Annotated in this window: 11 protein-coding genes; 5 read left to right on the top strand and 6 right to left on the bottom strand. The window is 62.0% G+C overall.

Features of this window, described 5'->3' with window-relative positions; genetic code table 11:
• Positions 1 to 12: 12 nt before the first annotated feature.
• Both CPter91_RS06820 and CPter91_RS06815 read right to left on the bottom strand, forming a co-directional pair.
• Positions 13 to 780: an SDR family NAD(P)-dependent oxidoreductase gene (locus CPter91_RS06820; protein WP_061938685.1), complete on the bottom strand. Its 768-nt coding sequence runs from the start codon at positions 778 to 780 to the stop codon at positions 13 to 15.
• Between the two features lie 12 nt (positions 781 to 792).
• Complete coding sequence (locus CPter91_RS06815) at positions 793 to 2460, bottom strand: AMP-binding protein (RefSeq protein ID WP_082792662.1); 1668 nt, start codon at positions 2458 to 2460, stop codon at positions 793 to 795.
• A gap of 178 nt (positions 2461 to 2638) precedes the next feature.
• Between CPter91_RS06815 and CPter91_RS06810 the strand changes: the two genes are divergently transcribed.
• A complete protein-coding gene (locus CPter91_RS06810; protein ID WP_061938680.1) occupies positions 2639 to 3652 on the top strand; it encodes an AraC family transcriptional regulator in 1014 nt (337 codons plus the stop codon).
• Between the two features lie 15 nt (positions 3653 to 3667).
• On the opposite strand, the gene nhaR is transcribed toward CPter91_RS06810, so the two are convergent.
• Positions 3668 to 4588, bottom strand: a complete 921-nt coding sequence (gene nhaR / locus CPter91_RS06805) for a transcriptional activator NhaR (protein WP_061938677.1) — start codon at positions 4586 to 4588, stop codon at positions 3668 to 3670.
• 98 nt (positions 4589 to 4686) lie between these two features.
• Here nhaR and CPter91_RS06800 point away from each other — a divergent pair, with 98 nt between their 5' ends.
• The 3 genes from CPter91_RS06800 to CPter91_RS06790 are packed head-to-tail and all read left to right on the top strand — an operon-like array spanning position 4687 to position 6088.
• Positions 4687 to 5040, top strand: coding sequence for an HPF/RaiA family ribosome-associated protein (locus CPter91_RS06800; RefSeq protein ID WP_061938674.1), 354 nt, complete (start codon positions 4687 to 4689; stop codon positions 5038 to 5040).
• Positions 5041 to 5056: 16 nt separating this feature from the next.
• On the top strand, positions 5057 to 5743 hold the full coding sequence (locus CPter91_RS06795) for a Bax inhibitor-1/YccA family protein (RefSeq protein WP_061938671.1): 687 nt from the start codon (positions 5057 to 5059) through the stop codon (positions 5741 to 5743).
• 60 nt (positions 5744 to 5803) lie between these two features.
• Positions 5804 to 6088 (top strand): TFIIB-type zinc ribbon-containing protein, encoded by a 285-nt coding sequence (locus tag CPter91_RS06790; RefSeq protein ID WP_061938668.1) that lies wholly within the window; start codon positions 5804 to 5806, stop codon positions 6086 to 6088.
• Positions 6089 to 6115: 27 nt separating this feature from the next.
• On the opposite strand, the gene CPter91_RS06785 is transcribed toward CPter91_RS06790, so the two are convergent.
• On the bottom strand, positions 6116 to 8383 hold the full coding sequence (locus CPter91_RS06785) for an ATP-dependent DNA helicase (RefSeq protein WP_061938664.1): 2268 nt from the start codon (positions 8381 to 8383) through the stop codon (positions 6116 to 6118).
• Positions 8383 to 10041 carry a VRR-NUC domain-containing protein gene (locus CPter91_RS06780; protein WP_061938661.1) on the bottom strand — a complete coding sequence of 553 codons (1659 nt, stop codon included), beginning with the start codon at positions 10039 to 10041 and terminating at the stop codon, positions 8383 to 8385. Before CPter91_RS06780 ends, CPter91_RS06785 begins: the two co-directional genes overlap by 1 nt.
• 179 nt (positions 10042 to 10220) lie before the next feature.
• Between CPter91_RS06780 and CPter91_RS06775 the strand changes: the two genes are divergently transcribed.
• Positions 10221 to 10778 carry a YfbU family protein gene (locus CPter91_RS06775; protein WP_061938658.1) on the top strand — a complete coding sequence of 186 codons (558 nt, stop codon included), beginning with the start codon at positions 10221 to 10223 and terminating at the stop codon, positions 10776 to 10778.
• A 14-nt stretch (positions 10779 to 10792) separates the two neighbouring features.
• Here CPter91_RS06775 and CPter91_RS06770 read toward each other — a convergent pair whose 3' ends face one another.
• Positions 10793 to 12097 (bottom strand): hypothetical protein, encoded by a 1305-nt coding sequence (locus CPter91_RS06770; RefSeq protein WP_061938655.1) that lies wholly within the window; start codon positions 12095 to 12097, stop codon positions 10793 to 10795.
• Positions 12098 to 12326 lie beyond the last annotated feature (229 nt).

Below are 12326 nucleotides of genomic sequence, written 5' to 3'. Positions count from 1 at the left end.
CGCTTCAGGCAATTACTTCGGCGCCAAGCGGATGCCGCCGTCCAGGCGGATCACTTCGCCGTTCAGGTAAACCGTTTCCAGGATGGTCTTCACCAGCGCCGAGAATTCCGCCGGCTTGCCCAGCCGTGGCGGGAACGGCACCATTTTCCCCAGCGCTTCCTGCACTTCCGCCGGCATGCCCAGCAGCATCGGCGTTTCCATGATGCCCGGCGCGATCGTCATCACGCGGATGCCATGGCGCGACAGTTCGCGCGCTGCCGGCAAGGTCAGCGCCACCACGCCGCCCTTGGAGGAAGCGTAGGCTGCCTGTCCGATCTGGCCGTCGAAAGCCGCCACCGAGGCGGTGTTGATGACCACGCCGCGTTCGCCGTCTGCATTCGGCTCGCCCTTGCTCATCGCATCAGCCGCCAGGCGCATCATGTTAAAGGTACCGATCAGGTTGATCTGCACCACCCGTGTAAAGTCTTCCAGGCCGTGCGGACCTTCCTTGCCGACGATGCGCTTGGCCGGCGCTACGCCGGCGCAGCTGATCAGGCCATGCAGGCCGCCGAACACCTTGACTGCCGTGTCCACCGCTTCCTGCGCGCTGCTTTCGCTGCAGACGTCGGTGGCGACAAAGCGCGCATTGCTGCCCAGATGCGTCGCCAGCGCAGCGCCGGCTTCCTGGTTGATGTCGGCAATCACCACCTTGGCGCCGCCTTGCACCAGCATGGCGGCAGTGGCCGCGCCGAGGCCTGAGCCGCCGCCGGAAATCAGGAATACATTGTTTTCGATTTGCATATTTTCTCTTCTTTACATTTTTGCTTTAGCGATTTCCTGGTTGCGCAAGATGAAGCGCTGCAGTTTGCCGCTGGGGGTTTTGGGTAATTCCGTCAAAAATTCGATTTCGCGCGGATAGGAATGCGCGGCCAGGCGACGCTTGACGTATTGCTGCAATTCTTCCGTCAGTGCGGCGCTCGGCGCGTAATCCTTGTTGAGGACAACGAAGGCCTTGACCAGTTCCGTGCGCTCCGGATCCGGCTTGCCGACCACCGCTGCCTCGACCACCGCAGGATGCTCCAGCAGCGCGCTCTCGACATCGAAGGGACCTATGCGGTAGCCGGACGAAGTAATGATATCGTCGCCGCGGCCGATAAAGCTGATGCTGCCGTCCTGGTTCAGCTCCACCGTATCGCCAGTGACGTAGTAGTCGCTGCGGTCGCGGCTGTTGTCCTGTTGCCAGTAACCCTGGAACCAGTAGATGGGCGAACGCGGACGGTCCACCGCCAGCACGCCCGGCTCGCCAACGCCCAGCTCCTTTTCATCGTCGTCAATCACCGCCAGCCGGTAACCCGGCATGGCAAGGCCGGCCGACCCCATGTGCACCGCGTGCTGCAAGCCATGGTGATTGCACAGCACCATGCCGGTTTCGGTCTGGCCGTAGTGATCGTTGATCAGCGTGTCCAGATGTTCGCGGAACCAGCGTATCACCTCCGGGTTGAGCGGTTCGCCGGCGCTGCTGACCGCGCGCAACTGGCCCTTGACCGGCGCCGCGGCCTCTGCGCCGGCGGCGATCAGCATGCGGTAGGCAGTCGGCGAGCCGGTCAGGTTGGTGATGCCGTATTTCTTGATGATGCGATAGGTGCTCTCTACGGTGAAGGAACCTTCGTAAAAAGTAATCGCGTGACCCATCATCAGCGGCCCGGTCACGCAGTAATACAGGCCGTAGGCCCAGCCCGGATCGGCGATATTCCAGAAGGCATCCTCGGGCCGCAGGTCGACTGCATAACGGGTGTAGACGTAGAACGACAACAGCGCCTTCAGCGGCACCGATACGCCCTTGGCCGGGCCGGTGGTGCCGGAGGTGAACAGCATGATGAAAGCATCCTCGGCCTTGCGCATCACCGGCGAAAATTCGGTCGAGTGCTTGCCCATCTCGTCCCAGAAACCGAGGTCGCCGGCGGCCAGCGCGCTGGCGCCATTGACCGTCATGACCGGCGGGCATTGCGGTACTTCGTCCAGCTTGTGGCGATTGTCGGCATCGGTGACGATCAGCCTGGCCTCGCTGGCGGCGACCCGGTACTCGATCGATTTCGAACCGAAGGCCGTGAACAGCGGCTGGTACACTGCGCCGGCGCGCCAGGCGCCGAGGATCGCCACCAGCAGCTCCGGCGTGCGCGGCAACAGGCCGGCGACGCGGTCGCCCGGTTGTACGCCCTGCGCCTTCAGGAAATTAGCAAAACGACCAGACAATTCCTGTAGCTGGGCGAAGGTATAGCTGGCGCTGCGGCCATCCTTGCCTTCCCAGTTGAGGGCGATGCGGCCTGGCGTAGCGTGGCGGTCGCAGCATTCGACGCAGGCATTGACGCCCGTCTCAAGGCTGCCGGCCAGTTCGGCAGCCACGCTGTCGAGCTTGAAATCGGCATAGAACTGCGCATAGTCCGGCACGGCATGAGCCGCGCCTGAGAAAGCTGATGACATGAATCTTCTCCTCTAACCTAAAATGACTGACTTGGTCAGTTCTTGTTTTGTTGTCATGAGAAATCGAGTTACTGCGGCTAAGTCTAGGATATTTAGTGACTTGAGGCCATGTTAAAAGCGATCATTACGGTTGATCGGAAATGCAACACCTATGTCGAATGGTTTTATAGGTAATCATATGGAAGACTGGGAGAAAGGGACGATCGCCATTGGCCTTGTCGGCGAAGCGCTGCATTGCATGCGCCAGCGCGGCATGGATGCCGATGCTTTGCTGCTGCAGGCGGGGATTTCACCGCGCCTGCTGGCGTCGCCGCACGCGCGGGTGGCGGCGGCCAGCTACGGCCGCCTGTGGTATCTGATTTCGCAAGCCACCGATGATGAATTCTTTGGCATGGACAGCCATCCGATGCGGGTCGGCAGCTTCAACCTGCTGTGCCGCAGCGCCCTGCACAGCGCCAACCTGGGCAAGGCGCTGTCGCGCATGCTGGATTTCCTGCGGCTGGTGCTGGACGACATCTCGGCCAGCCTGTCGCAACAAGATGGCGTGGCCTGCATCGTCATCAACGAAGGCGGCAGCCCGCGCCGCATGTTCACCTACGCCACTTTCCTGATGTTCGTGCATGGCGTCGGCAGCTGGCTGATCGGCCGCCGCATCCAGCTGCTGTCGGCCGATTTCCGCTGCGACGAACCGCCCGCCAGCCTCGATTACAAAATCCGCTTCTGCGACCAGGCGCGCTTCGGCCAGGCGCGCACCAGCATCACCTTCGACGCCGCCTGCCTGGCGCTGCCGATCGTGCAGAACCAGCGCACCCTGCCCGCCTTCTTGCGCGAAGCGCCGGGCAACCTGCTGGTGAAATACAGTAACCACGACAGCCTGGCGGCCACCATCCGCCGTCATCTGCGCCAGCTGCCGATGAATCAATGGTCGGATTTCGACAGCTTGTCGCGGCAGCTGCAGACGCCCGCCTCGACGCTGCGCCGCAAGCTCAGCCAAGAGGGACAGTCGTACCAGGCGATCAAGGACAACCTGCGGCGCGACCTGGCGATCAACTACCTGAGCGGCTCGGCCCTGAGCATCGAAGAGATCGCCATCAACCTCGGTTTTGCCGATCCCAGCGCCTTCCACCGCGCCTTCAAGAAATGGACCGGCAGCAGTCCGGGCGAACACCGGCGCGCCCTGTCGACCGCATAGCATGCCTGCTGGCTGTCACCTGCGCTTGACCTGGGTAAACACCCGGCCATGGATGGCCGACAGGATCGCCTCCACCGCCGGATGCTTGATCTTGCGTTCATTCGAGACCGCATAAAACTGCTCGTGCACCTGTTCCAGCTGGCCGATCAGCACGGCGCCGAACTGTTCCTCGACATCCGCCGCCAGCGCCGACGGCGCCGGGAACAGGCCGAGGCCGCTGCGGCCGAAAGTGTTCAGCAAAGCATTGTCGTCGAACTCCCCCACCACATCCGGCCTCAATTCACGGGTTTCAAACCAGTGGTCGATACGGCCGCGAATCACGTTATTGCGGGTCGGCAGCAGCAGCGGTGCGCCGCGCAAACTGGCCGGGAACTTGGGCTTATAGCGCTTGGCCAGCTCTTTGCTGCCAAACAGCGCGATATCGCTTTCACCCAGCAAATGGCTGAATACCCGCAGCGCCGTGCCGGATGGCGCCGGCCGGTCGGTCAGCACCACGTCCAGCTTGTGCAGTGTGAGGTCGCCCAGCAGCGCTTCGAACTTGTCTTCAAAGCACACCAGCTTGACCCGCTGCGGCAAGCGCAGAGCGGCTTCCAGCAAGCGCGCCGAGATCAGTTTCGGCAAGGAATCGGAAATCCCTACCGCCAGCCGCATGGTCGGTTCGTCGTCGGCCGCCGCCAGCGCCTCCTGCATCTGCTCGCCCAGCAGGAAAATCTGGTCGGCATAGCCGAGCGCCAGGCGCCCGGCCTCGGTCAGCACCAGCCGCCGTCCTTGCGGCGCCAACAGCGCCTTGCCGACTTCCTGCTCCAGCAGCGATAGCTGGGCGCTGACGGTTTGCACCGCCAGCCCCAGCCGTTCGGCGGCGCGCGTGACGCTGCCCTCCTTGGCCACCACCCAGAAGTAATGCAGATGCCGAAAGTTCAGTGCGGATGATTTCATTGTTCTGTTTTTCCGAAGTAATTCTTCGATTATCTTCGCTTTTTTAATTCATGTCGCGACTATATGATGATTACTCCTGAAACGAACTGGAGTCTTTGATGAAACCGACCATCGTTGCAAATGGTGTAAAACTCAGCCGCAGACTGCGCGAGTATGTAAGCAGCCGTCTGAGTCTTGCGCTGGACCGAAAGCATTACAGCATCCAGGCATTGAAGGTGCGCATCAGCGACCAGAACGGCCCGCGCGGCGGCATCGACAAGCAATGCCAGATCCAGCTGACCCTGAATGGCCTGCCGACCGTGGTGATCACGGAAAAAGGCAGCGATATTGCCGCCATGGTCGACCAGGCAGCGCATCGCGCCGCCCATGCCATCGAACGCCTGCTGGCACGCACCCGATCGATTGCCCACACCAAGTACCTGGCGCCGGCGCTTGAGCCGGCCGTTATTTAATTTACGAAAGACCATCATGAACAACCGCTACAACATCCTGCGCAACCGCAGCGCCGCTTATGCCGCCACCACGGTGATGGACGGCGCCGCACGCCAGGTCTTGCGCAACACCTATCTGCTGCTGTCGCTGTGTCTGGGCTTCAGCGCCATCGTCGCCGCCGCTGCGCTGGCGCTAAACCTGCCAGGACCTGGCATCGTCATCACCCTGGTCGGTTACTTTGGCCTGCTGTTCCTGGTCACCAAGTACCGCGACCGCGGGCTCGGCGTCGGCTTGGTGTTCGCGCTGACCGGCTTCATGGGTTACACCCTGGGTCCGATCCTCAGCAAGTACCTGAGCATGGCCAACGGCGGCCTGACGGTGACGATGGCGCTGGCCGGCACCGCCATTATTTTCCTGGGCATGTCGGCCTACGCGCTGGTCACCAAGCGTGACTTGTCCTTCATGGGCGGCATGCTGACGGTGGGCGTACTGGTGGCTTTCGTGGCAGGACTGGCGGCGCTGTTCTTCAGCATTCCGGCCTTGTCGTTGACCGTATCGGCGGTATTCGTATTGCTGATGTCCGGCATGATCCTGTTTGAAACCAACAATATCGTGCGCGGCGGCGAAACCAATTACGTGATGGCGACCGTCAGCCTGTTCGTCTCGATTTTCAGCTTGTTCACCAGCCTGCTGCAGTTGCTGGGCTTCGTCAACAAAGAGTAAACCACAGGCCGGGTGTACGCCGCCCGGTCCTGTCAACTTTCAAGATAATGGAGAACGTTTATGTATTGCCCTGTATGTAAAGACAAGGAGCTCGTGATGAGCGAGCGCCAGAGCATTGAAATCGACTATTGCCCCGGTTGCCGCGGGGTCTGGCTGGACCGCGGCGAACTGGACAAGATCATCCAGCAATCGACGCAGGAGCTGGTCAGCGTGCAGTCACAACCGCCACCGCAACAGCAAGCGCACAGGCAGCCGGAATACCGCGCGCCGCAGCATGGTTCGCATTACAACGACTACCGCCGTCCCAAGAAAAAGGAAAGCTTCTGGCAAGAGCTGTTCGACTAAGGCATCAGCAAAAACGGCGGCAGCGGTTCATGCAACATGCCACCACGCCGGCAGCAGCTGCCTGACTTCCGGCCGCGCAAAACGGTCGTCGATCAAGTACACCACGCCGCGGTCCTGCTGGGTGCGGATCACGCGGCCGGCAGCTTGCACCACTTTTTGCATGCCGGGATAAAGATAAGTGTAGTCGTAACCGTTGCCGAAGGTTTCCCCCATGCGGCGCATGATCTGTTCATTGACCGGATTGATCTGCGGCAGCCCCAGTGTGGCGATGAAAGCGCCGATCAGGCGCGCACCCGGCAGGTCGATGCCTTCGGCAAAGGCGCCGCCCAGCACCGCAAAGCCGACTCCCTGCGAGCTCTCGGTAAAACGCGCCAGGAAATCTTCCCTCTCCCGCTCGTCCATGCGGCGCGCCTGCAGCCATAGCGGAATCTCCGGATGCTGTGCCGCGCACAGCGTGGCGACTTTTTCCAGGTAGTCGTAACTGCTGAAAAACATCAGATAGTTACCGGCCTGCTGCCGGTACTGGTGCGCGATCAGCTCGACGATAGGCGCCAGCGAACGCTCGCGGTGCTGGAAACGGGTCGAGATGCCGGTCGCCAGTTGCACTTGCAGCTGGTCTGCAGTAAACGGCGAAGGGACGTCGATCCAGGCGGTGTCGGCCGGCATCCCCAGCGTATCGCTGTAAAAATGCCAGGGGCTCAAGGTGGCGGAAAACATCACCGTGCTGCGCGCAGCAGCAAAGCGCGGCGCCAGGAAAGGCGCGGGGACGATATTGCGGATGCAGAGCGTGCTGCCCTGCCCGCTTTGGCGCGTGATGTCGAACAGCGAATGCGGGCCGAACAGTTCCGCCATGCGAGTGAAGTGCAAGGCATCGAAATAGAATTGCTGCAGATGGCTGTCCATCGCCGCCGGATGCTCCACCGTATACTCGGTGATATCGGCCACGGCCTGCAGCAGCGCGCCAACGAAGGCGTCCGGTATTTCCGCATAATGCAGGTAATCGCCTTCCTGCTCCTTGCCCAGGCTGTTCCATTGCTTGCTGACCCGGTCCAGCCCGCGCTTGAGCGCCGGCGGCGCGTTGCGGCGCAGGGCTTTCAGCTGGCCGTATTCCATTTCTGCGGAATACATCTTGCGCGCACGGTCGATCATGTTGTGCGCCTCGTCCACCAGCACCCCGACCCGCCACTGATTGACGCTGGCCATGCCGTACAGCATGGCGCTGATATCGAAATAGTAGTTATAGTCGCCGACGATCACGTCCGACCAGCTGGCCATTTCCTGGCTCAGGTAATAGGGACAGACACGATGTTCGGCGGCCACCCGGCGCAGGCTCTCGCGGTCCAGCGCGCCAGCCTCGATCGCCGCGCTGCGCGCTTGCGGCAGGCGGTCGTAGAAGCCTTGCGCCAGCGGACAGGATTCGCCATGGCAGGCTTTGTCCGGATGTTCGCAAGCCTTGTCGCGCGCCACCAGTTCCAGCACGCGCAAGGGCAAGGCCGGCGCGCTGTGCCTGATGCGCGTCACCGCCTCCAGCGCCAGCGCCCGGCCCGAGGTCTTGGCGGCTAGAAAAAAAATCTTGTCCAGTGCCTGGCCCGGGCTCGCTTTCAGCATCGGGAACAGGCTGCCGATGGTCTTGCCGATACCGGTCGGCGCTTGCGCCAGCAGGCAACGGCCGCTGACCGCGCTTTTGTAGACCGCTTCCGCCATGACGCGCTGGCCCGGACGGAAATCGGCATGCGGGAACTGCAGCGCCGTCAGTTGCAGGTCGCGCGCCGCGCGATGCGCCATTTCCTGTTCGGCCCAGGCCAGGAAGCGCCGGCAATGGTCTTCGAAGAATTGCCGCAGCAGATCGGCAGTCAGGTGTTCAGTCAGCAGCATCTCTTTCTGGCTGCCGATATCGTAGTAGACCAGCGCCAGCTGCAGCTCGTCCAGGCCGCGGCTCTGGCACAGCAGATGGCCGTAGATCCGGACCTGCGCCCAATGCAGGTGGCGATGGTTGTCCGGCATGCGGCCGAGGTCGCCGCGATAGGTCTTGACCTCCTCCAGGCGGTTGAGGCGCGGATCGTAGCCATCGGCGCGGCCGCGCACCAGCAAGGGGCCGAAGCTGCCGCTCAGGCTGACTTCCGCTTCATAGCCAGGAGAACGACGCGACGCCACCACGGCATGGCCGGTGATGCCTTCCTGCGCCGTGGGCGAAGGCGTGAAGCGCAAGTCGAGATCGCCCTGCTTGGCCGTGAATTCGCACAGCGCGCGCACGGCGACCACATATTGCGCAGCGGCTGTGGCCATTGCATCCATTACACGCTCTCCCCGGCCCACTGCACGTAATACACCGCGACCGGGATCTCATGCCGCGCAAAGTAATCCAGCCAGCGGATCTGGTTGTCTTGCAGACGATCGCCCGGGCCTTTGACTTCAATCATCTGGTAGCGCTGCTCCGCCGGCCAGAACTGGATCAGATCAGGCAGGCCGGAACGGTTGCTCTTGATGTCTTGCAGGATACGTTCGAAACATATTTCCAGGTGCCGCGGCGGCAGGCAATCCAGCGCCAGGGCCAGCAATGGCGCATCGATGGCGCCCCAGAACACGAACGGCGATTGGGTGTTTTCCTTGATGCGGAAATTGTGCAGGATGGTTTGCCGGTAGCCACCGTTGTGCAGCAATGCAAAACCGGCCTCGAACTGCGATGCCCGGCGGGCACGGAAATCTGGACCGTGCAGGTCGGCCGGTCCGCTCTGGAACGGATGGAAAAATGCCCCCGGCACAGGTGCGAACACGGCATCCCAGAACAGCAGGCCGAACAGCGAATTGATCAACGCGTTTTCGACATACAAGGCCGGCGCATCAGCGCACGCCAGGTGCTGGCCGAGCGCGCTCTCGACCGAGATGCCCGGATCTGGCCGTGGCAGGACGATTTCATATTGGACGATGGTGGTTGCGGTAGACGGCGCCAGCTTGGGATGGCCGAGCGCGCGCCGCAGGCGCGGCATGACGCGCAGCAGCTGCTGTTGTTCGGCTTCGCTTTCCACCTGCTGCCCGGCCTGCTGCGCCAGCGCAAAGGCAGCCTGCGGCTGGCCGCAGCGTTCCAGCACCCGGATCGCCCGCAGCCTGGCGCCGGGCTGGTCGCTGCCGGCGTACAAACGCAACGCCTGCGTCAGTTCGCCAATGCGTTCGTAATGCTGGGCGATCTGGAACAGCAGCTTGCTGCGGCGTTCTTCCAGCCATGGATTCGCATAAGCAGCGGCAGGGATATCGGCCACTACGGCCTGCGCGTCTTCGCCACCCAAAAAGCGTTCGCGGCAAGCAAACATCTGCAGGTAGTCATCGATATCCTGGCGGCGGCTGAAACCTTGCGCCGCAGGCGACAGGTCGACCTGTTCATATTTGAAGATGCCGAGCTCGGACAGCACGAATTCCGACCAGTCCTGATACAGGTTACCGAAGAACATCAGGCGCAGGCGGTCGCACAGCGCGGCCACCGGCTGGCACAGCTGCAACAGGCTATCGCCGGCGCCTGGCCACCACTGCTGCAGGCTGCGCGCACCGGCCGCAGCGCTCTCCGTCTGCAGCAGGAATTCCAGCTGCTCGCTCTTGCGCGCCACCTGCCGCAGCTGCGGGAAAGCGGCCGCGATTTCAGCTTTGGTCAACACGCGAAACAGCTGCACTATGTCCAGCAAGGGCTGCGGCTCGACCCAGCCCGCCGCCACCAGCGGCGCCGCCGCGCTGCCGGCACAGCCGATTTCGTCGTAACGCAGCTTGCTGAGCCGGAACAGCTCGCCCTTGCGCATCACCATCCGCACCAGCAAAGCCGCCGAGGCTTGCGGCAGGTTGCCGAAGCCGTCGACGAAAGCCTGCTCTTCGTCATTCAGCATAGGACGATAGCGGGCCCGCACCGACGCCACGACGGTGACGAAGTTGTCCAGATAGTAGAAACGGTTTTCCAGCGTTTTGTTCATGTTCCGGGCGCGCAGGCTCAATGCCGCAACAAGCGTCATTTTTAAGTATTTTAACACTGTATAAACATACAGTTATTCTGTAGTATATAGGAATGCGGAGGCGACTAACGGTAACGAAGGATGCGCCAGGAATGTTCGCCGGGTCCGCACCCTGGCGATCCGGCTGAATGGGAGTGACGATGGAATTGAGCGATGCGGAAAAACTGATCTTGACCATGCTGTGCGAAGTGCACGCGCATCTGGGCATCGCCGGCGAACTCGACCCCGGCTTCGTCCGCTCGGCCCTGGACAGCGGCAATACCTGGGGCCTGCGCTGGAAATACGGCGCCCTGTATGACGGCAATAGCCGTTCCGACCCGCCTATCGTGAAAGAAGTGGCGGCGATCCTGGACATGTGGTCGGCCATCGAAGACGGCTACGCCGCGCTGCGCTCGCTCGACCAGGACCGGGTCGCCGCCAGCATTTCGCCGCAGCAGGTGGAAGTGAAATTCATGGGCTTCGACAGCGATACCGAGTTCGAGCATGCCAACGTCGCCTCGTTCCTGATCAAGGACATGCAGCGCTTTCCCAAGTTCGCCGGACGCGATATCCATTCACACCAGCCGTCGATTTCGATCTACCGGCGCATGGTGCGCGCCTTTGAAGCGCTGCAAAAGCTGGCCGGCAAAGGACGTCTGAATGCCGATCAGTTGATTGCGCTGCTCAATCAGAATACTGAGCGCTGCGTCATTGCTTGAGCCACCTATGCCATTTATGCAGCTTGCCGGCTGTCGCCGTTGCCGTTGCCGTTGCCAGCATCCGACGGGACGGCCCGCGCCAGCCACAGCTTGATTTCGGCCGCCTCGAACAGCAACGGGCCTTGCGGCAGCGCCTGCGCTTCCGGCCTACCCTGGTTCCAGTCCGACAGGTCGGCCTGGCCGAGGTAGCCGTCAACGTGACTAAAAATATCCTCGACATCGCCTTGCCAGGGCTGGTACAGGTCTTGATTCACTACGATCAGCAAGGACAAGCGCGCACTATCGTCGCGCGGACCGCCAAGGCCCGCGCGGGTGCTGCGTTGAAGCAAGGCCAGTCCGCCACCAGGGCTATGCAGCAACGTAACCGGTGCGCCTAAAAAATAGCGTCCGATGTCGACAATGAAACGATTGGCTTGTTGAATTTCGTCGCATAAATCGATCTCCGCCTCCTTGCACAGGCTGTCGTACTGTACTGGCGTAAGCGCCGTATCGAGCGGCACGGTCAAGCCGAATTCAAAACCCATCGGCACCAATATGCCGTTGCCGCTGGCAGCCGCAAAGCGCAGTGCGCGCAGACTGGCGCGGCGGCGCGAAGGAATATCGGTCAGGCTCAGTTGGCCCGCCAGACGAGGACCGAAAGGCGTTTCCGGGAAAGCAATGATGGTGGCGACGCCACTCAGATTATCCTGCTCGCGCACGTAGCGCGTGGCCTGGTAGTCCCACCATGCTCCCGGACAGAAAACGGCATCGAAACCAGCGCCGGCCAAAGGATCGAGTTGTGGGGTCGCGGCGCCAGGAGTCCAGGCCAGGAAATTGACAGAACCACAATAATCGCGGGTCGCCGCCATCAGAGGCTGCCACAGCGCCGCCGGCACTGCCGCAGGCACGCTGCAGACGAAGCCTGCCACACCGGCATCCAGCAAAGCCTGCAAGCGTCGGCGCCAAAGCGCCGATACGCCGTGTTGCACGGCGCTGTCCTCCATGCGCAGAGGCAGGCCATCTGCAGACAAACTGTCATCCGATAAGGACTTGCTGTCGAACCAGTGCGGACAGGTCGCGATCAGGGGATCTTCCGGCGTGACCCGATCGAGCACGATATCGAGCAGCAGGCGCAAACCGCGTTCGGCGCACGCCGCCGTCAACTGTTCCAGTTCCAGCCCGTCTTCGCCCGCGCCGTGCTGGCCCAGATTGAGTGTATTGGCCAGCATTACATGATCAAAACCCAAGTTGGCGCAATGGTCGAGCAGGGCGGGCCAGCCCTGGCGCGATACCAGGGTCGGGTTGATGCAGTAGATACGGGGTGCAATGGTGAAACTCATGTCAGCAATCCTTGATAGCGTTGCAGGCGCACTGCCGGCCGGAACGGCCATCGGCAAGCGCAGCCTCGGGCTCAGGCGAAGATTTCGCCTTGGGCAGGCTCTGACTTTAGCGCGCCCCATGGTGGGAACATATCGGCGCAAACCGCAAAGGACTGTAGGAATCCACCTACATAGAGAGCTGGCCGCGTTCCCCCCAAGGAAAATCATGCGTCACGCGCTCAGGCAGAGC

The organism is Collimonas pratensis (genome assembly GCF_001584185.1).
In the GTDB taxonomy this organism is placed as follows: Bacteria; Pseudomonadota; Gammaproteobacteria; order Burkholderiales; family Burkholderiaceae_D; genus Collimonas; species Collimonas pratensis.
Note: the sequence above shows the minus strand (reverse complement) of the source record. Positions and strands in the feature narration are given on the sequence as shown.

Bases quoted from the DNA above. Each gene is read 5' to 3' on its own strand.
- CPter91_RS06820 (WP_061938685.1), bottom strand. From the start codon at position 780: ATGCAAATCGAAAACAATGTATTCCTGATTTCCGGCGGCGGCTCAGGC.
- CPter91_RS06815 (WP_082792662.1), bottom strand. From the start codon at position 2,460: ATGTCATCAGCTTTCTCAGGCGCGGCTCATGCCGTGCCGGACTATGCG.
- CPter91_RS06810 (WP_061938680.1), top strand. From the start codon at position 2,639: ATGGAAGACTGGGAGAAAGGGACGATCGCCATTGGCCTTGTCGGCGAA.
- nhaR (WP_061938677.1), bottom strand. From the start codon at position 4,588: ATGAAATCATCCGCACTGAACTTTCGGCATCTGCATTACTTCTGGGTG.
- CPter91_RS06800 (WP_061938674.1), top strand. From the start codon at position 4,687: ATGAAACCGACCATCGTTGCAAATGGTGTAAAACTCAGCCGCAGACTG.
- CPter91_RS06795 (WP_061938671.1), top strand. From the start codon at position 5,057: ATGAACAACCGCTACAACATCCTGCGCAACCGCAGCGCCGCTTATGCC.
- CPter91_RS06790 (WP_061938668.1), top strand. From the start codon at position 5,804: ATGTATTGCCCTGTATGTAAAGACAAGGAGCTCGTGATGAGCGAGCGC.
- CPter91_RS06785 (WP_061938664.1), bottom strand. From the start codon at position 8,383: ATGGATGCAATGGCCACAGCCGCTGCGCAATATGTGGTCGCCGTGCGC.
- CPter91_RS06780 (WP_061938661.1), bottom strand. From the start codon at position 10,041: ATGAACAAAACGCTGGAAAACCGTTTCTACTATCTGGACAACTTCGTC.
- CPter91_RS06775 (WP_061938658.1), top strand. From the start codon at position 10,221: ATGGAATTGAGCGATGCGGAAAAACTGATCTTGACCATGCTGTGCGAA.
- CPter91_RS06770 (WP_061938655.1), bottom strand. From the start codon at position 12,097: ATGAGTTTCACCATTGCACCCCGTATCTACTGCATCAACCCGACCCTG.